The sequence below is a fragment of the Candidatus Zixiibacteriota bacterium genome (assembly GCA_040753875.1).
Lineage (GTDB): Bacteria > Zixibacteria > MSB-5A5 > GN15 > FEB-12 > DATKJY01.
This window is the reverse complement of the sequence record JBFMDV010000036.1, coordinates 1-25,198: the sequence shown is the minus strand read 5'-3', so window position 1 is coordinate 25,198 and position 25,198 is coordinate 1. Positions and strand designations below refer to the sequence as shown.

Sequence of the window (25,198 nt, the reverse complement as noted above, 5' to 3'; positions counted from 1 at the left end):
CAAGATGCGTGTGATGTTAATGGAATGATGCTGTTTCCGAGCGGCGACCGGCCGTCGAAAAACAAGCGCTAATCGCGGAAGAACTGGAAGTAACCAAGTAGTGCGACTGCTACAGTGAACAGAATGCCTGCCAGGAAGCCATACCGAAACGTGTTATAACGCGCGAAATAATTCGTGCGCGTTTTCCTGATCCCGGACAGATCGGACTGACAATGTTTGCATTTGACCGCTCCGGCATTGATCGGTTCTTTGCAGAACGGGCAGATGGCGGTGCTTTTGGCTACACTCATCGCCCCAATGCACTGACCGGACAGGGCAGGGTCAACCAAAAAATGGATCGAGTCAGCCAGTTACTTCTTGTCGGTATCGTTTTCCGGGCCGACACCGAACCCGATCGTCTTGGGCGTGGGCGGCGCGCCATGGATCTTGATCTCGCCGAACTGACTTTCGTATTTCTTGAGGTTTTCCTCGAGCGCGCGTTGCAGCAGCTTGGCGTGCATCGGTGTCATGATGATGCGTGCCAGCACGCGGGCTTTGGCGGTTCGCGGCATGATGCGGGAAAAATCGATGACTATCTCCGTCGGGGAGTGCGTGATCATCGCCAGATTGGCGTAAATGCCCTCGGCTTCCTTCTCGCCAAGTTCGATATTGATCTGCTGGGGTGCGGTCTGTTCCATACACGGCTTCTCTCTATTCAATTACGTGTGCTTCTTCCTTGTCTCCGCCAGGGCAGTGTAATATATTTGGCCGCTGTGTCAACCCCGGAAGCCGCGGACCTGCGGGTTGAATACACCAGACAAAGGACATTCGGATGCCGGTGACGAAAGAGCGAATCGATGCGGTGCTGACGAGCATGGGCCGTTCACGGATCATGATCCTCGGCGACATCATGCTCGACGAATACCTGCTGGGTTCGGTCAATCGTATTTCGCCGGAAGCGCCCGTGCCGGTCGTTGAGATTACCACGACCCGGCTGCTATTGGGCGGCGCGGCAAACGTCGCGGCCAACATTCATGCGCTTGGGGATGAAGCGCTCTTGCTGGGCGCGGTCGGCGAGGACGAGGCCGCGGTCAAACTAAGCCAGCTCCTGAAAGAAAAGAATATCGGGCGCGATTTTCTTATCAACGACTCATCCCGTCAGACCACGATCAAAACACGCATCATCGCGCACAGCCAGCAGGTGGTCCGGGCCGATCGGGAAAACACGCACGAGCTGGATGCCGCCATCGAGGATCGGGTGGTCAACCGGTTTCTCGCGGCCGCCGACAGCATCAAGGCGGTTATCATATCGGATTATGGTAAGGGTGTGATCACGCGCTCGTTGCTCGAGCGAATCATTGGGGCCTGCCGGTCACGCGGCATATTCGTCGCGGTCGACCCGAAGGAAACGCACTTCTTCAGCTATCAACACGTGTCGCTGATCACGCCGAATCACCATGAAGCCGGATTCGCGTTCGGCAAACGGATCAGGACCGAGCTGGACCTGCTGGAGGTCGGCGCCGGACTGCTGGCGAAACTTCAGGCGGAGGCGATCCTGATCACGCGCGGTGCGCAGGGGATGTCGCTGTTTCAGAGTGGCGATGAGCCGACGCATATTCCCACTTTCGCGCGCCAGGTATTTGATGTCACTGGCGCCGGTGATACGGTGATCGCAACATTCGTGTCTGCGGTCTGTGCCGGAGCGAGTCTCGTTGAGGCCGCGGTCATTGCCAATGCTGCGGCCGGATACACGGTCGGCGAGATCGGCACGGCCACTATCACACTTCCGCAGCTTCGGCACGAACTCGAGATGAATTTCGCAAATGGGAATCTCACTGCAGCCGGCCCCGTGGTTCAGCCGGGTCAGAGGAAATAACATGTCCATACGAGTCTCCGCTGTCGTTCTCCTGTCCGGAAGTCTGCTCGCGATTGCAGCGTCGGCGCCGGGTGAAACAGGGCAGTTTGCGTTTGCGCCGCCGGATTCTGTCAGTTACCAGGTTTCCGCAGTGACGGCCCGTTCCCGCACGGCCGATACCGCGGCGGCCATCTTAGACAGCGCCTTGCTCAGTGGCGAAGGGACATTGACCCGGACCGCCTCGGGCTGGGCTTTGCGGGAGAAAAGCGCCGCCATCTCCATGAAGCGGGACGGTGAGACGGTTGACGATCCGCTGCTCAATATCCTCGTCGGCCTGACTGTCACTACCGAGATTGACAGCATCGGGACGGCGATCAGGGTCGAAGGGTATGACGCCATCATAGGGCGCATCGATTCCTCGATGTCTTCAGACCAGGCAACCATGGTCAAGCGGCTGATCAACCCGGACGCAATTGCGAAACGGGACCTGGAGGAGTGGAATGGACGAATGCTCCGGCTGCGGGGTCGGTCCACGGCGATAGGATCCGTGAGCTATGACACCACCACTATTTCATTTCCCAACGGGACCGAGGCCCTGGCGTATTGTGCGACACAGGTGAAGGACACTCTCCGAATCAACGGGATACTTTGTGCCAGAGTCGCGTTTACGACCGATGTGAGGATTGGAAGTCTCTGCCAGGCGATTGGCGTCGAACTGCAGGACATCTGCCGGGAGTTCGAGGTATCTGACTCGTTGCCGGAGATGAGAAATGACTCTGCGGCCCAGATGCACGCCAACGTGGAATCGGTGGTTGAGGTGGCCACGATGCTTTTCCGTTCAGAGATCTCCTCGCGCAAGATCAGCTTTCTGATGCCGGATCGTAGTGGAACAAAGGTCCCCATGAGCATGATGGAAACGATCCGGAAAGCCTACCTATACGCCGGTCGGTAGGACGAGTAACCTATACCATGGAACGGCTCCTGTCCGCGCGGATGATTCCCGCCATGATACGGCGCTATCGCAGGCGCCATCAACACGTCGTCTTCACCAATGGCGTTTTCGACATACTGCATCGCGGGCACGTTCAGTATCTGGCGAGAGCAAAGTCGTTGGGAGATGTGCTGATCGTGGGCCTCAACAGTGATACCTCGGCGCGCCGCCTGAAAGGCAAGGGGAGACCCTTCCAGAGACAAGAGGACCGGGCAGCCGTGCTGCTGGCGCTTCGAGCGGTCGATTACGTCGTCATCTTCGGTGAGGATACGCCGGACAAATTGATTCGAACGATCCGCCCCGATGTGCTTGTCAAAGGTGCGGACTACCAGGCTGCCGAGATCGTGGGGGCGACGTTCGTCCGCTCGTACGGGGGTCGGGTGCGGCGTATTCGTCTGACACCGGGACGCTCGACCAGCAAAATACTCGCGCGACTCGGACACGCCTGATCGGTCGGCAGGAATGAACAGTCTCACGCAACAACTGGCATCGCATGGGTACTGGCCGGCACAGGCCGCACGGCTGCTTGAGAGCGAACGGTACGCCGGTGCGGTTGAATTGTGCCGACAGCAACTGGCTGAGGAGCCGTACTCGCTCGCCGGGCGATTACTGCTGGCCAAGGCGCTGTACGCCGCTGGCCAGACGGAATCGGCCATCGAAGAGTTTTACCAGGTTCTGGCGGCAGACCCGGAGAATATTGCTGCCCTCAAATATCTTGCCGACATCCGGTTTGCGTCGGGCGATGAGATGAGCGCCATAGCCACATATCAGCGTATCCTTGAGATCGACCCTGCCTGTCAGGCTCTGCGCTCTGACCTGGCGTCGCCAAGCAAAGAGACGGTCCGCACGATCACGATCACGCGCGGCGAGGAAATCGGCGATGCGGAGACCACGGCGGCGTATCGGCGAATTCCGTTCTTCACTGAAACCATGGCTGACCTGTATCTAAATCAAGGCCACTCGCGCCTGGCGGCGATGATCTACCAAAAACTTGCGGTCAACAATCGACACCCTCGGCTTTTGGAGAAACTTGCCTCGGCCGAGCGGCACATAAAAGAAAAAGATAAGAGGAATCTCGATCATGTCCACTTCACGGATCAATGAACTCCGGGCCAAATGTCGGGCTGCGAATCTCGATGCTATTATTGTCACCAATATGGAACAGGTACGGTACCTAACCGGCTTTTCCGGCGACTCCGGCATGCTGGTGTTGTCGGGGCATGGGGCCGAGTTTCTGACCGATTTTCGTTTCACGGACCAGGCGAAAAAACAGGTACGAGGCGCCAGGGTCTCCATCGTCACGGGGGATCTGTACGTTAATCTTAAGGAAGTTGCGATCCTCAAAGGTCGGAACCAACGGGTGGGATTCTGTGGCGACCATCTTTCCGTCACTAACCGGGACAAGCTGGCGGCCAACCTCCCGGAGGCGCTACCGGTGAATGCCGACAGCCTGTTTGCCGAGATGGGGTGGGTGAAAGATACCGCGGAACTGACCAACATTCGAAAGGCGGTGGAAATTTCCGACACGGTTTTCAGGCGGATACTCGAACTGGTCCGCCCCGGGGTGCGCGAAAACGAGCTGGCGGCCGAGATGGAGTACCAGATGATGATGCTCGGTTCGGAGAAACCGGCGTTTGATACCATCGTTGCCTCCGGCTATCGGGCAGCCATGCCCCACGGAGTTGCTTCGGCCAAGCGGCTCGAGAAGGGGGATTTTGTCACGTTCGATTTCGGGGCCAGAGTTAACGGATTCGTTTCCGACATCACGCGCACCGTGGTCGTGGGAAAAGCGACGCCGAGACAGAAGAAGATATACGGCATCGTGCTGAAAGCCCAGTTGGCCGGTATTCGACGGGTCAGGGCCGGGGTTGCTGCCAAGGCTGTCGATGAGGCCTGCCGGTCGCTTATCAAGAAGGCCGGATATGGGAAGGAGTTTGGGCACGGGACAGGGCATGGGATAGGCTTTTTTATCCACATGGGTCCTCGGGTGTCGGCGATTTCCAAGGATAAGTTGAAGCCCAACAACGTGATAACGATAGAGCCAGGAATCTACATTTCCGGTTGGGGCGGGGTCCGGATCGAGGACGATGTTCTGGTCACCAGGACTGGCGGAAAGGTGCTGAACCGGGCGCCAAAAAACTTGTTGGAGCTGTAGTCTAACGCCGGTATAATCATTCGCTGGGAAGGTATAACCATGTGGCCGGTTTCGCCGGCCAGTCATCATGGATTCTATTCCGTGAGGATTAGATATGAATGAAAAGTATATAAGAAAATTGATACGCCTCGTCGAGGAGTCGGAGATCGAGTCGCTTGAGGTGACCCGATGGGGGCGCAAGATAAGCATAAAGAAGAGGCTGGAAGCCAAGTCGAACGGCCATAGTGAGACTCCGGCGGTACTCACCGCGGTGGTCCCGTCGCCGGCTGCGGCTCCAGTCCCTTCGACCGCTCCTGCGCCTGCTGGGCCGCAAGCGGCGCCGCCGACACCGGTCGATACCGGTCAACTTGTAGAGATCAAGTCTCCTATGGTCGGCACGTTCTACGCGGCACCCTCGCCAGATGCACCGCCGTACGTGTCGGTTAATGAGCGGATCACGGTTGGCCAGGTGGTTTGCATTGTCGAGGCGATGAAGCTGATGAATGAGATCGAGTCGGAAGTGTCCGGGCGAGTGGTGGAGATCCTGGCGGAAAACGCCAAGCCAGTGGAGTTCGGCCAGGTGCTTTTCAGGATTGATCCCAAGGGCTGATCTGCCGATATAATACCGGAAAGGACTCCGGAGCTTATGACACTCAAACAGATGCTGGTTGAAATGCTCAACCGGCGGGCCTCCGACTTGCATGTCCGGGTGGGGGTGCGCCCGCATATCCGAGTCAACGGCACGCTGGAGCAGATCGCCACCGATCCGATCACGATCGACTCCATGGAGCAGGTGGTCGGTCAGATTCTCAACGAAAAGCAACTCGAGCGTTTCCAGCGCAAGAACGAAATGGATTTGGCGCTCTCGGTGGCCAAGCTGGGGCGATTCCGTATCAACCTGTTCCGCCAGCGCGGCACCACCGGTATCGCCATCCGCGCCGTCAACACGACGGTTCCCTCGTTTGAGGAGTTAAATCTCCCGCCGATCGTCAAAAAACTCTCCAACGAAAGCCGTGGGCTGATTATCATCACCGGTACCACGGGTTCGGGTAAGTCCACGACGCTGGCGGCGATTATCGAAGAAATGAATTCCAATCGGCCGGTTAATATCCTGACAGTTGAAGACCCGATCGAATATATCTATCGCGACAAGCGGGCGATCATCTCGCAACGCGAGGTGGGCGGCGACACCGAGACATTCGCCTCGGCTCTTCGCCACGCGTTTCGGCAGGACCCCGACGTGATCCTCGTGGGAGAGGTGCGCGATCTGGAAACGATGTCCATCGCGCTGACGGCCGCAGACACGGGGCACCTGGTGCTGACCACGCTGCATACGTTGAACGTGGTGGAGACAATTACGCGTATCATTTCGTTTTTCCCGCCGCACCAGCATCAGCAGATACGGTTGCTTCTGGCCGGGACAATGAAGGCGATAGTCTGCCAGCGTCTGCTGGCGCGCAGCGATATGGCCGGACGCGCCCCGGCGCTCGAGATCATGATCAATTCCGGCGCGATCAAGGATTGCCTCATGAATTCGGAGAAGACCGTCGATATCCCGGATTTCATGGCGCAGGGAGGCGTGCAGTACGGGATGCAGACGTTTGACCAGGCTATCATGAAGCTCTATAAGAACGGTATGATCTCGTTTGAGGAAGCGATGTCGCAAGCGACCAACCCGGATGACTTCGATCTCCGTCTGCGCGGAATCACCGGCGCTGCCGACCGCTGGGACGAGTCTGCCGCCAAGTCTGAATCCAAGGGAAGAGAACTGCCGGGCGGATTTACGAAGTACTGAGATTGGTATCATAGCGATAGTGTCAGGCAGGTGCGTGGGCGCCTGCCTTTGTCTTGCTTGAATTTCCCCTCATCAGCCCCTTCGACTTCGCTCAGGGCAGGCTCTTCGGGCACCTTCTCCCGGAGGGAGAAGGATTCAGGATATGGCGTTTCCTTCATTCGTTCCGGCAGTTCTTGCGCGACCGAGACACTAGCTGCTCACACTGTTATAGGTGACGCTTGGTTGTCGAGGGAGCGTGTGAACTGCCGGTCCTTGCCAAGTTCCCGCATGTCGGTCAGGTCACACGGGCCGGTGTGACAATCTGGTGTGAGTCTTTGCATGTTGAGGAACTGCAGCATTCGAAAGTGAGCACAATGCAACATCGGCCCGCAGAACCTGACCGAACGGCGAAAAATTCCTCCCCCTCTGGGAGAGGATGTCGCGAAGCGACAGGTGAGGAGCTGTAAGTGCTCTATAGAAAGTGCTACCGTTCCGTAATAGTGGCCAGGAATTCGTACTCGGTCTGAAGCATCACGATCAACTCTTCATCCCTGGGAGTAAGGGTCGAGAACTTGAAGCCGGCTTTGTGAAGCATGTGCTCTTTGTCGTACGTGTGCCACTTGCAGACGGTGGCCAGCTCGAGTTTCGAGATTCCAGAGATCGGCTTGGGGAGATAAACAGTCAGACGGTAGGGCTGGTCAACCTTGACTGTCCGTGGGCCGAGAAGCATCATCCCGCCGCTGGAGATATTGCGGAGAGTCCCCAGGGTGTCGCCAGTGGCCTGGTCGATAACGGCAAAATCCTCAAATACATCTGCCCGGTGGTTCTTGCGCTGTTCTCTCATATTGGGCTCCGCAACTCACGATTACTGGTCTTTATTTCGTATATCGGACCTTAATGGACCATTCTTGACAGTTGGTGGCGAGCAGGTTTCGGTCAACTTTGGCTCGGTTCGTTATGGGGTAAGGTCTGGCTATCCTGTTGCAGGACAACGGGCGATTGGGTTCGTTTTGTCATTTTTGCACACCTGATTAGTCGCTATGGTATGGGTGTCGTTGTGGCGGGAAATGAACGAGGCTACCTTTCCTGTCAAAGGTCAACAGGTAACGTGGTCGTTAGTACGTCACAAACTAAATGGAGGTAACCTCATGCGGAAGATGCAAGACTGGGTGGTGGCGGGCAAGCGGGTTATTGTTGGATTGGAAGATGTCAAGCGGACGTGGAAGCTGTGTGTGCGTTGTTTAATGTGCCGTCAGGCGGGGACGCCTGACGGCTCCTGCGAGTCCAAACGGGTGTCGGGCGGTGACGCCCGACACCACAGCGGAAACCCGTTTCCCGCGGGTTTACAGCGTGGGGGTTTGGACCTACAAAGAACTGGCACACGAGGACGCGTGCCATGCACATTGCACATTCAACAGCCGTCAGCCAGAGACGGCTGACGGTACGGTGAAACCCACAGCAATCCTTCAGCTGCGCCCAGGACAGCGGCGGGGTGGCCGTGTGAACCCACCGCAAGCGGTGGGGTACCCCGACCCCAGGGCGTGGCCGTGTGCCCTGTGTCACCCCAGCGAAAGCTGGGGTCCAGTCCAGTGCCTATGTTCTGGATGCCAGCTCTCGAAGGCCGGAATGACAAAGGGGATGTCGGGTCACACCGAATGTCTGGCGACAATCGGCATGCCCTGACACAACAGTGCCCCCCCCTCGCATTTCCCCCACCACTTCCATGCTGATTGTAGCTCCGACCCATATGTAAGAGCATGAGATTTGTCAATGATCAGGAGATGTCGTGCCATGGTGTTTTCGCCGCAACTCTATATCAGCAATCGACATTCACGAACGGTGTCGCACGGTGACCGCACCGCTTCGTCCTCGTTACTACTTGGCGGACTTCACGTTGCGGCTGCGAAAACGACATGTCGCGAAATAAAAAATGACGAAACGAACCCAACCTGTTCGTTGCCCTGCAATACGTTAGTATTTTTGACTGGTGTTCACGTGATGCAAGTACCGCCGACAACGGAGCCGTAGGGCAGAACCGCTTCTGGTTCTGCCGATAGCGTCGTGGTGAGGTGATGGCACAGAAGGCGGAGGCGACGTGCCAAGCCTTTCCGTCGCGTCGAGCGCAGACGGGACGCAAATCTTTGGTCCGCCGGTTCTCGTCTTCGCTCGAACCGACGATGGGACAGCCCCTCTGTTGTCGTCGCGTCGAGCGCAGACGAGACGCGAACCTCTGGTCTGTCGATTCTCGTCTTCGCTCGAACCGACGATGGGACAGCCCCTTTGTTGTCGTCGCGTCGAGCGCAGACGAGACGCGAACCTCTGGTCTGTCGATTCTCGTCTTCGCTCGAACCGACGACCCGGGGCAGCGGCTGGATTCCGGCTCTTGGCGGCCGGAATGACATCGTTGGGCAACGGTGTCGGGTTTCCTCGCTCGCGCTTTGGAAGAACCTGCGAGGCTCGCTGTGGAACCCGACCTACGGCGACGAAGCACCCCTAACCTGCTCGGCAACAGACAGTTGTCACAGGGCGTTTAGATGTTGTCGTTTCATTAGAAAAGCGTTATCTTTGCCGCCGAACAAGGGATACGACTCCCGTATAAGGAGTTGTCTACGCGGTGCCGCAGCGTACGAGATTGCTTCGCCACGCCCTTGATTTGTTCCGTCGAGAAAGCTGACGAGAACGGCGTGGCTCGCAATGACTGGCGAGGCTGGACACCGAAATCCCATAATAGAGGGGTTGTGACGTGGAAGGAGAACGTCTGTTTAATAAAGTCCTGATCGCCAACCGGGGCGAAATCGCCTTGCGTATAATCCGGGCATGTCGCGAACTGGGACTGACGACCGTGGCGGTTTATTCCGAGGCTGACCGGGATGCTGTTCATGTCCGGTTTGCCGACGAAGACGTGTGTATCGGACCTCCCGCTCCGGCGCAGTCGTATCTTGATTTCAAGAGAATCATTGCGGCGGCCGAAGTGACTAACGCGGGGGCGATTCATCCGGGATACGGTTTTCTGGCTGAGAACGCCGATTTTGCCGAGATTTGCGAATCGTGCGGGATTACGTTTATCGGGCCAAAACCGAATCAGATTCGTCAGATGGGGGACAAGGCGATCGCCAAAGATGTCATGAGGAAAGCAGGCGTGCCGGTGATCCCGGGGTCCGATGGGGTGGTTCCGACATTCGAAGATGCCCGCGAGGTTGCCTATTCAGTCGGGTTCCCGGTTATGCTCAAGGCGGTGGCCGGCGGGGGCGGCAAAGGAATGCGGCTTTGCCGGGATGAAGCGGAACTTGAACGGAATTTTCATATCGCCTCAACCGAGGCGCAGAATGCTTTCTCGAATCCCGATCTGTATCTGGAGAAAGCGATAATCAACCCGCACCATGTTGAGATACAGTTGCTGGGGGATTCACACGGCAACTTCTACCATTTTGGCGAGAGGGATTGTTCGATTCAACGGCGCCACCAGAAACTGGTCGAGGAGACGCCATCGCCGCTGATAACGCCGGAACTTCGCCGTAAGATGGGAGAGGCGGCCATCAAGGGCGCGAAGATGGTGGACTACTTGGGAGTGGGGACGATCGAGTTTTTGGTCGATGACGACCGGAATTTCTATTTTATGGAAATGAACACCCGAATACAGGTGGAACATCCCGTCACCGAGGAGGCGTACGAGGTTGACCTGCTGCGCGATCAGATAAGGGTGGCGCTGGGTGAAGAAATAATCTTCAACCAGGAAGAACTGGTTCCCCGGTGGGCGGTGATCGAGTGTCGAATCAACGCCGAAGACGTGGAGAATGATTTTCGTCCGACACCGGGCCGTATTGACGCAATTCACATTCCGGGTGGTCCCGGGGTACGGGTGGACAAGGCGGTATACGCGGGGTATTTCATCCCGCCGTATTACGATTCCATGATCGCCAAGCTGATCGTGCGGGCGCGTACGCGGGACGAGGCGATTATCCGCATGCGCCGGTGCCTGGAGGAGTTTATTGTCGAGGGGGTGCCGACGACAGTGCCGATTCACCAGGCGATATTTGTCAATCCGGAGTTTGTGGCCGGAAATTACAACACGTCGTTTATCGAGAATACTCTGCAGTGGAAGGGCATGAAAAGCACGGCTAAAAAAAAGTCCGTCACGTTCAGGCGCCCGGGGGAAGGCGCGCCGGCCGAAGAGGTCCGCGCGGAACTAAGTGAGACAGTTTCTGCTGAACATACCAAGGAATGACTTCGGAGGTCTTTCGTGAAGGTTCTTGATTCTCTCAAATATACCAAAGAACACGAGTGGGTTCGTCTCGACGGCAAAGTGGCCACGATCGGGATCACCGACTATGCCCAGGGGGAATTGGGCGATATCGTTTTTGTCGAGCTGCCGGAGATCGGCGTCGCGGTGACGCAGATGGGGAAATTCGGCACCATCGAAGCCGTCAAGGCGGTGTCCGAGATGTTCAGCCCGGTCAGCGGCAAGGTGGTCGAGATAAACAAGGCGCTCGACGGCGATCCGATGATCATCAATCGGGACCCGTACGGTGATGGTTGGATGATCAAAGTGGAAGTGTCAAAGCCGGGCGAGGTAGAACAATTACTCGATGCCAAAGGTTATAATCAGTTACTACAAGCGCATTAATGACAGCGCATCAGATGGCCTGTCATTCACACCTTAGTGATTAGAAAGCGGTAGAGAGAAATGCCGTATCCATATCTTTCATTGACCGACGAGGACCGTCGGAAAATGCTGGCCACGATCGGGGTGAAGAATTTCGAGGATTTGCTCGAAGCGATCCCCGAGAAACTCCGTTTGAAACGCCCGCTCAAGATTCCGGCGCTGTCGGAACTGGAACTTCTGAAACAGATCAATGAGATGTCCACGCGGAATCGCGAGGGGCTGGTCTGTTTTGCCGGCGGCGGCGTGTACGATCATTTTATTCCGGCAGCGGTCGGTGCGATTGTCAATCGTCCGGAGTTCCTGACTGCCTACACGCCGTATCAGCCGGAGGTCGCGCAAGGGACTTTGCAGGTCATCTACGAGTTCCAAACGCACATGTGCCGATTGACCGGCATGGATATCGCAAACGCCTCGATGTACGACGGGGCCAGTGCAGTCGCGGAGGCGATTCTGATTGCGACCTCCGTGACTAAGCGAAGCAAGGTGGTCATTTCGGAAACGGTCAATCCGTTGTATCGAGAGGTGGCTCGAACGTATCTGCAAGGGCGGAGCCTAGAGATTGTCACCGTTCCCATGAAAGACGGGATGACCGATCTGAACAGAATCGAAGACGTGATTGATGAGAATACTGCCTGCGTGGTGGTGAGCCAACCGAACTTTTTCGGGCTGCTTGAGGATATCGAGGCAATCCCGGAGATGATTCACAAGGTGGGCGGGAAGTTCATCATGACGTTTGACGCTATCGCCCAGGCGTTGTTGAAGACGCCCGGCGACTATGGAGCGGATATTGCGGTTGGCGAGGGGCAGCCGCTGGGGATATCGCTTTCGTTCGGCGGGCCGCTATTGGGCGTTTTTGCAGTAAAGAAGGACCTGGTACGTCATATGCCGGGGAGGATCGTGGCGCGAACGAAGGATGTTGACGGCAAAGACGGTTTTGTACTGACGCTTCAGACCAGGGAGCAGCATATACGTCGCGAGAAGGCGACCTCGAATATCTGCACCAATCAGGCGCTCTGTGCGACCTCGGCGGCGGTGTATATCAGCTTGATGGGGAAGACCGGTCTGAAGAAAGTGGCGCTTTTGTCGGCGGAACGGGCACAGCAAGCGGCCGAGAAGATATTCGAGATTGACGGTTACGAGCCGTATTTCAAGGGGCCGTTCGTGCGAGAATTCCCCGTGAGAACCCCGGTGCCGGCGAGGGATATCATTCTCGCGATGGTGGAGCGGGGTTATCTGCCAGGGATCGAGGCGGGACGGTGGTATGCCGGTCTGGACAACTGTCTGATTGTGGCGTCCACGGAGAAGCGCAGCGAAACAGAGATCGCCCGACTGGCCACGGGTCTCAAGGAGCTGACTGCAAGTGGCGTACTGTCCCGCATGTAAAGCGGAGTGGTCGGCCGAGACGGAGCAGTGCCCCATCTGCGGCCGCGAGATGGCCGAGGACAACGAGGAGAAAGAGGACAACTGGGTGTTGATTGGCTCAATAGAAGACAAACTGTCGGCGGACTTTGCGCGGGAGACACTGACAGTGTATGAGATACCGGCGGTGATAGTCTCCAAGTCCGGATTTTTCGGCGACATTGGCTTGCCCTTGCATTCGTTTTATAGCGGTAAGACCGGTCGATTCGAGGTATCGGTGCTCTCGAGTCAGGTGGAGGAGGCGGTGGACGTGCTGAATATGGCGCTCGGTGAAAAATGGCAGCGAAAGGAATAGCGCGTGTACTGTCCGTTATGTGAATATGAATATCCGAGCGGGGTGAGCGCCTGTCCCGAATGCCAGGTGCCACTTCTGGAGAACCGTTCAGGACGGAGCCATGCTGCCGCCGTGCCGGATAATAGCTGGGTGCAAGTGTGCGGTGTGAAGAGTAATTCCCGTGCCGAGAAGGCCAAGGGGGCGCTGGATTCGAATAATATACCGTCGGTATTGATGCCGTCGACACTAAGCGGTGCGGTTCCGGGCCAGGATTCTGCCGTATCGTTGACCCAGAGCGCCAGTGAGATGAATGTCATCATGGTGCCCAGGGAGTTTAGAGAGGAAGCAGAAATGGTTATCGAAGCGATACTTGGGGATGACTGTATCCCTTTGGACGCTCGATGATCGGAGACAACCCATATGAAGGAGCAACCATGCGCAGAACAGCAATCGTTGTAATCCTGGCCCTATTGACGGCTGCGGCTGTCGCGGCGGAACCAACGGCTGAGAAGCCGAGTGCACCCCGGTTCAATGATCTCACGGAGGCGAAGACCGCGGCGATGACGCAGGACAAACCGCTACTGGTCGACTTCTACGCCGACTGGTGAAGCTGGTGCAAACGTCTGGACACGGTCGTGTTCGTAGATCCAAAAGCAATCGACTATTTCACGAATGAAGTGATATTGGTAAAGGTAAACGCCGAGAAAGATACGTTGTCGGCAAGACAGTTCAAGGTGATGGGATATCCCACGCTGGTGGTAACCGATAAGAGCGGCAAAGAGATTGATCGCGTGTTTGGATATTTGCCGACTGACGAGCTGATCAAGACGGTTACCGATTATCGAAACGGAATCGGCACACTGGATGATTTGCTTGGCAAGTTCGCTTCGAAACCAGAGCGGGCGATGGCCTTCGACATTGCCGAGAAATACAAGGGGCGGGGGGAAGCGGCTGACGGGGAGACGTGGTACAACAAGGTGATTTCTCTTGGTGAACCCAAGGATTCTCTGTCCCGAGAAAGCCGGATGGCGGTGGCCGACCTGTTTCGTCGTGACAAGCAGTATGACAAGGCGCTGGCTGCATTTGGGGCTTTCGCAGCGGATTTCGCGGGTTCGTCGCAGGCTGCTGATGCCGAATGGTACCGGGGGGATGTGTATCGCCGCATGAAAGATACTGCCAACGCGGTGAAAGTGTTCGAAGAGTGGGTGGCGATGCATCCCGAGGCAGACACCGGCGATGTGCGATACACCAAAGAGCTGATTGAGAAACTAAAGAATCCTCCGCCCAAGACGGCGGAGACCAAATAGATGGGAGGGTCACGCCGGGCGTGATCTTCGGATGGAATGAGAATGTCGTCAGTGAAACATGCGCTGTTGATTTACGAGAGGTCGGTGCCGGGACGCGTGGGGTACACGCTCCCGGACACCCGTGAAGGCGAAGCCGAAATCCTGTCAGCTATTCCGGACAAGTTCCGCCGGACGGAGGACGCGCGTCTTCCGGAGGTGAGCGAACCGGAAGTCATGCGGCACTTCGTGGGCTTGTCGGTCAAGAACCACCATATCGAGAAGGGGTTCTATCCACTTGGGTCATGCACCATGAAGTACAACCCCAAATTGAACGACAAGGCGGCATCGCTGCCCGATTTTCAGGACCATCATCCGCTGGCGCCGTGCAGCAGCGCACCGGGCATATTGGACCTGATGTGGGAGCTGCAGACCTATCTGGGTGAGATCTCCGGATTTCCGGCGGTCTCGCTACAGCCGGTGGCGGGGGCGCAGGGGGAGTTCGCCGGCTTGTTGATTATGCGGGCGTATCATCACTCGCGTGGCAGCCACAGGACCAAGATTATTATCCCGGATTCAGCGCACGGTACGAACCCGGCGTCGGTAGCCTCGGTTGGCTTTACGACGATCGAGGTCAAGTCGAATGAAGAGGGGATCATATCGCCCGATGCGGTCGCCGCTGTTATGACCGACGAGGTCGCGGGTATCATGATGACCAATCCGAACACACTGGGGCTGTTCGAGCGGCATATCGCCGAGATTGCCAAGGTGGTTCATGACCGGGGCGGCTTAATGTACATGGACGGTGCAAATCTAAACGCGAACATGGGAATATTTCGTCCGGCTGATGCCGGATTCGATATCATGCATTTCAACCTGCACAAGACGTTCTCGACACCGCACGGCGGCGGAGGACCTGGCGCGGGAGCTGTTGGGGTGAATGCGAATCTGGCGAAATTCCTGCCGCTGCCGGTGCTGGAGCGAAATGCTGAAGGCAAGCTGTACTTCAATTATGCCAGGCCTGACTCGATTGGCCGTCTGCATAGTTTCTACGGCAATTTCGGAAACATGGTTCGTGCGTACGCCTATATCAAGACGTATGGCGGTGTAGGACTACGTCAGGTGTCGGAAGCGGCGGTGCTCAACGCCAACTATCTCAAAGAGCTCCTGAAGGATGATTTCGATCTGCCGCATCGGCGTCACTGTATGCACGAATTCGTGCTGTCGGGAAATCGTCAAAAGAAGCTCGGTGTGAAGACTTCCGATATTTCCAAGAGGTTACTGGATTTCGGCGTGCACGCGCCGACCAATTATTTTCCGCTTATTGTGCCGGAAGCGATGATGATCGAGCCGACCGAGACAGAAACGCGCGAGACGCTGGACGAGTTTGCCTCGGTCATGAAGCAGATCGCGCGAGAAGCGGAGACAAATCCGGAGCTGGTCACCAAGGCGCCGTACAACACGCCGGTCCGTCGTCTCGACGAAAGCACGGCGGCGCGGACTTTGGATGTCAATTTCCTGGGCTGATTTCGGTTTTTGACCATGAATTCAATTATGGGCCGATGCTCCTGAAATGAGCGTCGGCCTTTTGCTCGTATGATCCGACTACAGAACATCAGTTTTGGCTACGTGGCGTCAGAACCTCCCGTTCTGGCAAGGTTGACGCTTGAGATACGAGTGGGGGAATCGGTCTGTGTGATGGGGGCGAACGGGTGCGGCAAGTCGACGCTCGCGAGAATTTTGGCCGGGCTGGCCAGGCCGACCTCGGGTGCGATCAGCTTTGACGGTCTGAATCCGGAAACCGGCTCGGCACCACTGGCAGCAATACTCTTCCAGAACCCTGACAATCAGATGGTGGCATCGACGGTCGAAAAGGAAATCGCGTTCGGGCTGGAGAATCTTGCGGTGCCGCTTGGGGAGATGGAGCAACTGATCACCGAAACCCTGGAGCGGTTCGGTATCGGCCATCTTCGATCGCGGTTGACGACCGAGTTATCCGGCGGCGAAAAGCAGCGCGTGGCGCTGGCCTCGGTGATGGTAACGCATCCGCCGGTTCTCATTCTGGATGAGCCGGATTCGTTCTTGGACGAGCCGGGGAAACGGATGCTCGGCGACGAACTTGAAAGGTTGCATCGAGAGGATCCATCACTCATCGAAATCCGGATCACGCAGTATCCGGCGATTGCGCGGCAATACGCACGGCTCATCGTGCTGCACGACGGCTCGATCGCGGCCGATGGCCGCCCGGAAAAGATCCTCGCCGACAGCCAACTTTGCTTGAGAACCGGACTCAGGTTTGACGAGAAAAAAGTCACGCGTGTGATGGTGCCTGCCTACAATGGTGCATCGCGGACTGAGGTGTCGAAACGTGTCTCCGAGATTCGAGTGCACGACCTTTCGGCTGGTTATCAGGGGGGGAATGCGGTGGTGGCCGGACTGACCATGACGTTTTGCGCGGGGGAGATCGTTGGGCTCATTGGGCCGTCTGGCTCCGGCAAGAGCACACTTGGACTCACGTTGTGCGGTCTGCTGGCGCCGGTGGCTGGGGGCTATGAAATTCTCGACGCCGGTGGTCAAGTAATCCCCAGGCGGGAGCGTCACGCTCTCGTGGTGGGAGCGTTTCAGCAGCCGGAACGACAGTTTTTCCTCCAGACGTGCGCTGAAGAGGTGGCTTTTGGACCGAAGAACGCGGGACTGACCCTGAGCCAGGATCAGATCGAGTCATATTTTGAATTGGTTGGGCTGGATGCCTGGCGATTCATGGGGCGCGATCCGTTTACGTTGTCGATGGGGGAAAAGCGGCGGCTGGCGTTCGCGGCGGTACTTTCGGTGGCGCCGGCGCTGGTAGTATTCGATGAGCCGACCTGCGGTTTGGACCCGGAAGGAGTAGGGCGGTTCATTGTCATGTCCAGGGCGCTGAAAGAGCGTGGGGTCGGACAGGTGATTATCAGCCACGATGGGGATGTTATCAAGCAGTTGTGCGACCGGGTGCTTCAGTTGTACGGCGACGGACGGTTTACGCACACAACATCATCAGACTTGTTTGCCGAAAAAGGATATGCGGGCGTCCTATCGACTCCGAGCCGCTGACGCCAAAAAAAATCGCCTCCCTGCATCTTGACTGTGGCCGGGCGTTCGATATACTCCGGCAACTTTCACTTTAAGGCGGTCCGGCGAGGTCGCCAAGGGTTACGTGTGATGCTCGGGAGAGCCGTTTTAGCCTCGTTAGAAGCAGATCGTTCACTCCGTTCAGGCATTTCATGTTTGTCATATGTTATGTGGAGGAATTCCGTTGTCGTCGAACAATGATATCATACTCGATGAGACCAAAATCGGGCGGGCGCTGACCCGGATCGCGCACGAGATCCTGGAGCACAATTCTGGCGCGGAGACGCTGGCGGTGATCGGGATCCTGACGCGCGGCGCGTTTCTGGCCAAGCGGATCGCGGCCATTATCGAGAACCTGGAAGGGGTGAAGGTGCCGGTGGGACTGATGGATATCAGTCTGTATCGTGATGACCTGCATTCCAAGCTGGACCAGCCGGTGGTGCAGCGAACCGATATTCTGTTCGAAGTGTCCGAGCGGAATATCATTCTTGTCGATGATGTGCTGTACACCGGGCGGACCATTCGCGCGGCGCTGGATCAAATCATCGATTTCGGCCGCCCGCGCACGATTCAACTGGCGGTGCTGGTAGACCGCGGGCATCGCGAACTTCCGATTAAAGCCGACTATGTGGGGGTCAATATCCCGACCTCCAAATCGGACCAAGTGGTGCTGGAAGTGAAGGAAAAAGAAGGGTCCGACCGGGTGTATATCGTCAAAGGGGGAGCGGGGTCATCGACGACGGCTAAAGTCCCGGCCAAAACGCCTAAGAAGAAGGGGGGTCGCACATGAGCCATCTGGCATCGCGGCATTTGCTCGGTCTGGAGGGGGTCTCCAAAGAGGACATGACGCTGATTCTCGACACTGCGGATTCATTCCGGGAGGTACTCGATCGCACGATCAAAAAGCTGCCGACACTTCGCGGGATCACAGTGGTGAATCTGTTTTATGAACCATCGACCCGTACTCGCATTTCGTTCGAGCTGGCAGAGAAGCGGTTGTCGGCGGATACGGTCAGCTTCTCGCCCTCGACCTCGTCCGTGCAGAAGGGGGAGTCGCTGCGGGATACGGTGCAGAATATTGAAGCGATGAAGATCGACATGGTGGTGGTGCGACACAAGTCATCGGGGGTGCCGTATTATCTCACGCAGTGCATGGATGCGAATATCATCAATGCCGGCGACGGTACGCACGAGCACCCAACGCAGGGGCTTCTGGATATGTTCACCATACGCCGCAAATACAAAAAGCTCGAAGGCTTGCGGGTGGTGCTGGTGGGGGACGTAAAACACTCGCGTGTTACGCGTTCGAATTTGTGGGGACTGAAGACGATGGGGGCATCGGTGGCACTGTGCGGGCCATCGACCTTGATGCCGTACGAAGTGGAGCGGTTTGGGGTGGACCATTACACCGACATCGATGAGGCGCTGGAGGGGGCGGATGTAGTGAATATCATGCGGATTCAACTGGAACGACAGCAGGCCGGGCTGTTTCCATCGCAGAGGGAATACACGAACCTGTTTGGCATAACCAGGGAACGGCTCAAGCGATTGAACAAGAACTACACGATCATGCATCCGGGGCCGATGAATCGCGGGGTGGAGATTACCAGTGAGGTGGCGGACAGCGATCAATCGGTGATACTGGATCAAGTAACCAACGGCGTGGCAGTCCGGATGGCGGTGCTGTATCTGCTTTCGGGCCGCAAGAAAGAGGAGGGAGCGGACAATGACTAACAAGAAATTCGATTTGGTCATCAAGGGGGGACGGGTTGTCGATCCGGCGCTGGGATTCGGACAGGACGCACACCTGTTTATCAAAGATGGTCGGATATCGGCGATCGAAAGCGATTCGGCGGAGATGTCGCGTATGCTCAAGACGCTCGATGGGGATCAGGTAATCGATGCTTCGGAAAAACTCGTCGTGCCGGGATTGATAGACATTCACGTGCATTTGCGTGAGCCTGGACGCGAAGACGAGGAGACGATTGAGTCCGGCTGTCGCGCGGCGGCGGCAGGTGGGTTCACAGCGGTTTGCTGTATGCCGAATACGACACCTCGCATCGACAACCAGGAGACGGTCAAGTTTGTGCAGGACCGGGCAGAGGGGGCATCGGCGAGGGTGTATGTTGTTGGTGCAATTACCAAGAATATCGAAGGGAAAGAGCTGGCGGAGATTGGGGATCTGGTCAAGATGGGCGCGGTAGCGATTACGGATGACGGCCATTATGTCCAGAACCCGGACATAATGCGGCGGGCGCTGGAGTATTCCAAGATGTTCAAGATACCGGTCTGCCAGCATGCCGAAGATCAATATCTGGTTTCGGGCGGGGTGATGAATGAATCGTTCCAGTCAACACGCTTGGGGTTGAAAGGCTCGCCGGCGGTGGCGGAGGAAGTGGCGGTACTACGGGATATTGCGCTTTGTCGTGTCACTGGAGCGCGTCTGCACATCCAGCACATATCGACACGGCGCGCGGTGGAGGCAATACGTCAGGCGAAGCGCGAAGGGGTCAATGTGACGACAGAGGCGTGCCCGCATCATTTTGTGCTCACTGACGAAGAGATCGGTAAGGAGTTCAACACCAATCTCCGGGTCAATCCACCGATTCGAACCAAAGAGGACCGGGATGCGGTGATTGAGGGACTGGTGGACGGCACGATCGATTGTATCGCCTCGGACCACGCGCCGCACTCCGAGGAAGAGAAGGACTGCGAGTTTGACCAGGCGCCATCAGGGATGATCGGTCTTGAGACAACGCTTGGGCTCGTGAAAACGTATCTGGTGGATAGGGGGTATCTGGACTGGGGGGATGCGATTCGCAAGTTGACCTCCAATCCGGCCCGAATTTTCGGGTTGAAGGGTGGGACGTTGGCGGTGGGGGCAGCGGCGGATATTACGATAATCGACCCGGACAAGAAATGGACTATTCGCGCGGAGAAGTTTCGTTCCCGTTCCAAGAACTCGCCGTTCATCGGCTGGAAACTCAGTGGACAGGTGTATAAAACGATACTGGGAGGGAAGGTGGTGTTTGAGCTATGAGAATAGGCAACGTCAGATTCAATCTCAGAACTCTGCTTGGCGCAGTGACGATGTTGTGTGCGAATGTGTTTGCTCTTGAACCGTATCCCTCCACGGCGAAACGGCCGGTCACTGATGTCTACCATGGCATTTCGCTTACTGAGAACTATCGCTGGCTGGAGAATCTGAACGACCCGGAGGTGAGAGCCTGGGCGGATGCGGAGAACGCGTATACGCACGCGTTTATCGACAAGATTCCGTCCCGTCCGGCGATCCGTGACTATTTCAAGAATCTCTATACTGCGGCCAGCACCAGCTATTACGATTTGAAATACCGGCACGGACTGCTGTTTGCGCAGAAATTCCAGCCGCCAAAAGAGCAATCGTTCATAGTCTGTTTGAAGTCTCCCAATGACACTGCCAACGAAAAGGTCGTATTCGATCCGAATGTTTTCGATACGACCGGATCGACCTCGATGGATTTCTACGTGCCATCGCCTGATGGACGATATATCGCGGTATCGCTGTCGAAATTCGGCAGCGAAGATGGTACGGTGCATGTGTTCGATGTTGCCACCGGCAAAGCGCTTCCGGATCAAATTCCGCGAGTTAATTATCCTACCGGCGGGGGGAGTGTGGCCTGGACGAAGGACAACACCGGGATTTACTACACTCGGTATCCGGACAAAGGGGAGCGGGCCGAGGCGGATATGCATTTTTATCAGCAGGTGTACTATCACAAGTTCGGGACACCCGTAAGCCAGGACACATATGTGATCGGCAAGGAGTTTCCGCGCATTGCCGAGATTGAGTTGGAGGCATCGGACGACGGCAACTATATGCTGGCGACGGTATTGAACGGCGACGGCGGCGAGCATGCACATTATTTGCTGAATGAAGCCACCGGCCAGTGGACGCAGTTGACGAAATTCAAGGACATGATCACGACCGCCAAATTTGGGATCGACCAGGCGCTGTATATGTTGTCGCTTAATGGTTCGCCGAAGGGGAAATTACTTCGCATGAACTTGTCGGCCACGGAGCTTTCCAAATCGAGCACGGTGGTGCCGGAGAGTGACGCGACCATCAAGGGGTTTGAGCCGACGGCTTCGCGTTTATACGTGGTGGACTTGCTCGGAGGTCCCTCTCGGATGCGAGTGTTCGACATGAACGGCAAGGAAGAAGGGGCAGTTCCGGTGGAACCGATATCATCGGTTGGCCAGCCGGTTTGGCTTGATGGGGATAAAGTTCTCTACAGCGCGCAATCGTATCTGAAGCCATCGGCGTGGTACGAATACGACCCATCATCCGGTGCGCCGGTCAAAACCGCGTTGGCGAAAAAGTCGATTGTGAATTTCGATGACTGCGAAGTGAGACGCGAATTTGCGATTTCCAAAGATGGCACAAAAGTACCGATGAATATTATTCATCGAAAAGGGACCGAACTGAACGGGCGGAATCCTACAATTCTGTATGGCTATGGGGGATACAGTATCAGCATGACACCCGGGTTCAACGAACGGAATCGGCTTTGGCTCGACCAGGGGGGCGTCTATGTTATAGCCAATCTTAGAGGCGGCGGGGAGTTTGGCGATGAATGGCACCGGGCCGGGAATCTGACGACCAAGCAGAACGTGTTCGATGATTTTGCGGCCTGCGCACGGTGGCTGATCGACAATGGGTACACATCGCCATCAAAGCTGGCAATCGAGGGAGGCAGCAATGGGGGATTGCTTATGGGGGCAGCACTTACGCAACATCCTGAGTTTTACGCCGCCGTTATCAGCTACGTGGGTATCTACGACATGTTGCGAGTGGAGCTTTCTCCCAACGGTGAATTCAACACCACCGAGTTCGGCACCGTGAAAGACAAGGCGCAGTTTGAGGCGCTATATGGCTACTCACCGTATCATCACGTGGTTGATGGCGCCAAATACCCGGCGGTACTGTTCCTGGCCGGTGATCACGATGGTCGAGTTGACCCGGCGAATTCGCGAAAGATGACCGCGCGGATGCAGGCAGCGACATCGTCCGGCAAGCCAGTATTGCTTCGCACCAGCGCGACGGCAGGACACGGGATCGGGACCTCGCTCAGCGAAAATATCGAAGAGGACGCCGACGTGTTCGCATTTCTGTTTGATCAACTGGGAATGACCTACCGTCAGAAGCAGTGACGGTATAAGCTCTGATTCTCAATCGTTGAAGCATACGCTGATTCCCGCCGCTACTGGCGGCGGGAACGATGGCGGCTGCGTAAGCGTTTCAGTCTCCAAAGGGACATCCATGGATTTCATCTCGCACGCGCTTTGGACCAACCTCATCTATAACCAGTCGACGCTGCCGGAACGACTTTTGGCCACAGCGCTCGGTGTCGCGCCGGACGCATTGGCGTTCGGGCCACTCATGGCGAGCCGATGGCTATCGGGGAAAAAGCGCGTGATGGGGAAGGTCGATGAGACCACCTATGACGAATTGAACCGAACGATACCCCGATGGGTGTTCCGCATTTACGATATCACTCACAGTATACCGATCTGGCTGGTCGGTTTTTTCCTCTGGTGGTGGTTACGTGGGTCAGTCCCCTGGCCGGCGTTCGCATGGTTGATTCACATTCTCGTAGATATTCCGACCCACACGAAGCGGTTCTTTCCCACGCCTTTTGTGTGGCCGTTTTCGAGCTATCGATTCGACGGCATCAACTGGGGAGTACGGTGGTTCATGGTGTTGAATTACAGTGCGTGCATCGTGATGTACTGTTTCGTCTATTTCGATTTCCGGTAGTACCGCAAGCTATAATCATCCAAGATAAAAGGGTTGCATCAATGTGGGCATAACGATATATTATCAAGTGTGACGCACGGGAGGCGGTTTCTGATCAACCCGGTTAGATACTCCCTGAGAGGTGGGTCCGTATGCGCGTTTTCGTCAGTGTCGTAATTTGCACGATAGTCGTCGTTTCTTCCGCAGTTTCGGGGGAATCTTCCAAGAGAATTGTATTCGATATGCCGACTGACAATCTCAGGGAGCAGTTCGGCTGTTTGGCGCAATCAGCTCTCACCTCGGAACAATCAGCGGTTATGCGCACCCGGATATTCACCGGTGATACCTTTCGGGTGCTGGCTATCATGGTAGACTGGCAGGACAGACCCGGGAGCTATTCCCGAGAGACATTCGACACGCTGTTTTTTTCACGCGGGGTTCTTACGTCCGGTTCGGTCGCTGATTATTTCGGCGAAGTGTCATACGGCCAGCTACAGTTTGTGGGTGAGGTACTCGATTGGTACCATGCCGGCTCCTATGCCACAGATTTTGATTTTGAGACACTTTTGCCGTTGCTTGATCCGGCAGTGGACTTTTCACAGTATGACGGCAATCATGACGGAAATGTCGATGGAGTCGTTTTTATTCGGTCGGGCAACAGCAGATGTGAATCAGGAGTGATTACCGACATGTATTCATTTGCCACGACGTATCCGCCTAATCCGGGTCCTGGGCCGGGGCCGTTTGACGGAGTATACGTCAACGCCTGGATGACGACCTCCGAGACTCGACCGGTCCGTGCGACATGGGATCCTCGGTTCGTAATTGGGAGCGCCTTGACGGCAGTACGATTGCCGGCACACGAAACGTCGCATCTGCTGGGTTTGTTCGATCTCTATGACTTTGACATTCGCTGGGACACGGCGAATTTCTATGATCCGAACGACGACAACAACCACCCGGTCTATGACTGGTGTGTTATGGGGGAACTTGGGTACGGGCTGTGGTCGCTGGGCTCTGTGAACCCGTCGCACCACTGCGGCTGGAGCAAAGCTCGACTGGGGTGGATTACGCCAATAACACTGACGACGCCGGTGTACGATGGGCTGGCCATCATCAATGTCGAGACGACCAAGGACAGCTCACTGTATCGCCTGCCGATCAGCCGGGATGGCAACGAGTATTTTCTGCTGGAGTATCGGAATCCGCAGTCACCAGCAATTTTCGACAAGTTCGACTCAGATTTCAGCGTATTTTTCTTTCCGGATCTCGCTTACGGTTGTGACCGGTTGGACAGAGGACTTTTGATCACGCATATCGATGACGCCATGCCGTGCAATTGCGGCACGCCATCGTACCCCCATTATCAGGTTGAGGTGGAGGATGCCGGTTATGATCCCTCGCATGATTTCAGCACCAATCCCGAAGGCCGGGTTACGGACAGTGCGCAGTGGTGGTATCCCTATGAATCTCGCAAAGGAGCGTTGTTCTCGAGCGATGTCCCGGGCCAGGAGACCTTTGGTCCCAACACCGTCCCGAACAGCAATGGCTATGGCGGTGCAACCGGCATAACGATCACGGTCGATTCGATTATCGGGGAGCGGTTATACGTGAGTATCCAGCAGCCGGATACGGACGGCGATGGCATAGCAGACGCCTCGGACAACTGTTCTTCACTGGTCAATCCTTCTCAGTCCGATGTTGACGATGATGGGATAGGTGACCCATGTGACAATTGCCCCGCGTTCGCCAATGGTGATCAAGTCGACTCGGACGCCGATGGGGTCGGCAGTGCCTGCGACAATTGCCCGTTACTAGAACCTATCTCAAAATCAGTTTTTGATTTGTCATCGTGAAGAGCGTGGCGATATTTCGTCATGGCGATCACGTTAAGCGATGCCCAATGGGAGAAGATTCGACGGCATTTCCCGGAAGAGAA

General features: G+C 56.3%; 25 protein-coding genes. 22 read left to right on the top strand and 3 right to left on the bottom strand.

The window, feature by feature from the left end:
• Positions 1–68 precede the first annotated feature (68 nt).
• Both AB1644_13110 and AB1644_13105 read right to left on the bottom strand, forming a co-directional pair.
• Positions 69–290: a hypothetical protein gene (locus AB1644_13110; GenBank protein ID MEW6051986.1), complete on the bottom strand. Its 222-nt coding sequence runs from the start codon at positions 288–290 to the stop codon at positions 69–71.
• Positions 291–350: 60 nt separating this feature from the next.
• Positions 351–677: a DUF3467 domain-containing protein gene (locus AB1644_13105; protein MEW6051985.1), complete on the bottom strand. Its 327-nt coding sequence runs from the start codon at positions 675–677 to the stop codon at positions 351–353.
• A gap of 134 nt (positions 678–811) precedes the next feature.
• Between AB1644_13105 and rfaE1 the strand changes: the two genes are divergently transcribed.
• The 7 genes from rfaE1 (at position 812) to AB1644_13070 (ending at position 6,754) form a co-directional block, all read left to right on the top strand.
• Positions 812–1,855, top strand: coding sequence for a D-glycero-beta-D-manno-heptose-7-phosphate kinase (rfaE1, locus tag AB1644_13100; GenBank protein ID MEW6051984.1), 1,044 nt, complete (start codon positions 812–814; stop codon positions 1,853–1,855).
• Position 1,856: 1 nt separating this feature from the next.
• Positions 1,857–2,786, top strand: a complete 930-nt coding sequence (locus AB1644_13095; protein MEW6051983.1) for a hypothetical protein — start codon at positions 1,857–1,859, stop codon at positions 2,784–2,786.
• Between the two features lie 17 nt (positions 2,787–2,803).
• Entirely contained in the window at positions 2,804–3,274 is a 471-nt protein-coding gene (gene rfaE2, locus AB1644_13090) for a D-glycero-beta-D-manno-heptose 1-phosphate adenylyltransferase (GenBank protein MEW6051982.1), read from the top strand.
• 13 nt (positions 3,275–3,287) lie between these two features.
• Complete coding sequence (locus AB1644_13085) at positions 3,288–3,929, top strand: tetratricopeptide repeat protein (protein MEW6051981.1); 642 nt, start codon at positions 3,288–3,290, stop codon at positions 3,927–3,929.
• Positions 3,907–4,980, top strand: coding sequence for a Xaa-Pro peptidase family protein (locus tag AB1644_13080; protein ID MEW6051980.1), 1,074 nt, complete (start codon positions 3,907–3,909; stop codon positions 4,978–4,980). Before AB1644_13085 ends, AB1644_13080 begins: the two co-directional genes overlap by 23 nt.
• A 94-nt stretch (positions 4,981–5,074) precedes the next feature.
• Positions 5,075–5,569 (top strand): acetyl-CoA carboxylase biotin carboxyl carrier protein, encoded by a 495-nt coding sequence (gene accB / locus AB1644_13075; protein MEW6051979.1) that lies wholly within the window; start codon positions 5,075–5,077, stop codon positions 5,567–5,569.
• Between the two features lie 36 nt (positions 5,570–5,605).
• A complete protein-coding gene (locus tag AB1644_13070) occupies positions 5,606–6,754 on the top strand; it encodes a PilT/PilU family type 4a pilus ATPase (GenBank protein ID MEW6051978.1) in 1,149 nt (382 codons plus the stop codon).
• Positions 6,755–7,217: 463 nt separating this feature from the next.
• Here AB1644_13070 and AB1644_13065 read toward each other — a convergent pair whose 3' ends face one another.
• The gene (locus AB1644_13065) at positions 7,218–7,577 is read right to left on the bottom strand and encodes a PilZ domain-containing protein (protein ID MEW6051977.1); all 360 of its coding nucleotides are present in this window, start codon (positions 7,575–7,577) and stop codon (positions 7,218–7,220) included.
• A gap of 1,914 nt (positions 7,578–9,491) precedes the next feature.
• On the opposite strand from AB1644_13065, the gene accC reads away from it, so the two are divergent.
• From accC to AB1644_12990, 15 genes are all read left to right on the top strand, one after another.
• A complete protein-coding gene (accC, locus tag AB1644_13060) occupies positions 9,492–10,958 on the top strand; it encodes an acetyl-CoA carboxylase biotin carboxylase subunit (GenBank protein MEW6051976.1) in 1,467 nt (488 codons plus the stop codon).
• 15 nt (positions 10,959–10,973) lie between these two features.
• Complete coding sequence (gene gcvH / locus AB1644_13055; GenBank protein MEW6051975.1) at positions 10,974–11,357, top strand: glycine cleavage system protein GcvH; 384 nt, start codon at positions 10,974–10,976, stop codon at positions 11,355–11,357.
• A 60-nt stretch (positions 11,358–11,417) separates the two neighbouring features.
• Entirely contained in the window at positions 11,418–12,779 is a 1,362-nt protein-coding gene (gcvPA, locus tag AB1644_13050; GenBank protein MEW6051974.1) for an aminomethyl-transferring glycine dehydrogenase subunit GcvPA, read from the top strand.
• A complete protein-coding gene (locus AB1644_13045; GenBank protein MEW6051973.1) occupies positions 12,757–13,110 on the top strand; it encodes a hypothetical protein in 354 nt (117 codons plus the stop codon). Before gcvPA ends, AB1644_13045 begins: the two co-directional genes overlap by 23 nt.
• Positions 13,111–13,113: 3 nt before the next feature.
• The gene (locus AB1644_13040) at positions 13,114–13,494 is read left to right on the top strand and encodes a hypothetical protein (protein ID MEW6051972.1); all 381 of its coding nucleotides are present in this window, start codon (positions 13,114–13,116) and stop codon (positions 13,492–13,494) included.
• 29 nt (positions 13,495–13,523) lie between these two features.
• On the top strand, positions 13,524–13,697 hold the full coding sequence (locus AB1644_13035; protein ID MEW6051971.1) for a hypothetical protein: 174 nt from the start codon (positions 13,524–13,526) through the stop codon (positions 13,695–13,697).
• Positions 13,698–13,712: 15 nt separating this feature from the next.
• On the top strand, positions 13,713–14,396 hold the full coding sequence (locus AB1644_13030) for a thioredoxin family protein (GenBank protein MEW6051970.1): 684 nt from the start codon (positions 13,713–13,715) through the stop codon (positions 14,394–14,396).
• Between the two features lie 42 nt (positions 14,397–14,438).
• Positions 14,439–15,899: an aminomethyl-transferring glycine dehydrogenase subunit GcvPB gene (gene gcvPB / locus AB1644_13025; protein ID MEW6051969.1), complete on the top strand. Its 1,461-nt coding sequence runs from the start codon at positions 14,439–14,441 to the stop codon at positions 15,897–15,899.
• A 69-nt stretch (positions 15,900–15,968) separates the two neighbouring features.
• Positions 15,969–17,462: an ATP-binding cassette domain-containing protein gene (locus tag AB1644_13020; GenBank protein ID MEW6051968.1), complete on the top strand. Its 1,494-nt coding sequence runs from the start codon at positions 15,969–15,971 to the stop codon at positions 17,460–17,462.
• A gap of 202 nt (positions 17,463–17,664) precedes the next feature.
• Positions 17,665–18,270: a bifunctional pyr operon transcriptional regulator/uracil phosphoribosyltransferase PyrR gene (pyrR, locus tag AB1644_13015; protein ID MEW6051967.1), complete on the top strand. Its 606-nt coding sequence runs from the start codon at positions 17,665–17,667 to the stop codon at positions 18,268–18,270.
• On the top strand, positions 18,267–19,214 hold the full coding sequence (locus AB1644_13010) for an aspartate carbamoyltransferase catalytic subunit (protein MEW6051966.1): 948 nt from the start codon (positions 18,267–18,269) through the stop codon (positions 19,212–19,214). Before pyrR ends, AB1644_13010 begins: the two co-directional genes overlap by 4 nt.
• Positions 19,207–20,520, top strand: a complete 1,314-nt coding sequence (locus AB1644_13005; GenBank protein MEW6051965.1) for a dihydroorotase — start codon at positions 19,207–19,209, stop codon at positions 20,518–20,520. The genes AB1644_13010 and AB1644_13005 overlap by 8 nt, the downstream gene beginning before the upstream one ends.
• Positions 20,517–22,673, top strand: a complete 2,157-nt coding sequence (locus AB1644_13000; GenBank protein ID MEW6051964.1) for a prolyl oligopeptidase family serine peptidase — start codon at positions 20,517–20,519, stop codon at positions 22,671–22,673. Before AB1644_13005 ends, AB1644_13000 begins: the two co-directional genes overlap by 4 nt.
• Before the next feature lie 25 nt (positions 22,674–22,698).
• A complete protein-coding gene (locus AB1644_12995) occupies positions 22,699–23,280 on the top strand; it encodes a hypothetical protein (protein MEW6051963.1) in 582 nt (193 codons plus the stop codon).
• A gap of 221 nt (positions 23,281–23,501) precedes the next feature.
• Positions 23,502–25,115, top strand: coding sequence for a thrombospondin type 3 repeat-containing protein (locus AB1644_12990; protein MEW6051962.1), 1,614 nt, complete (start codon positions 23,502–23,504; stop codon positions 25,113–25,115).
• Positions 25,116–25,198: the final 83 nt, after the last annotated feature.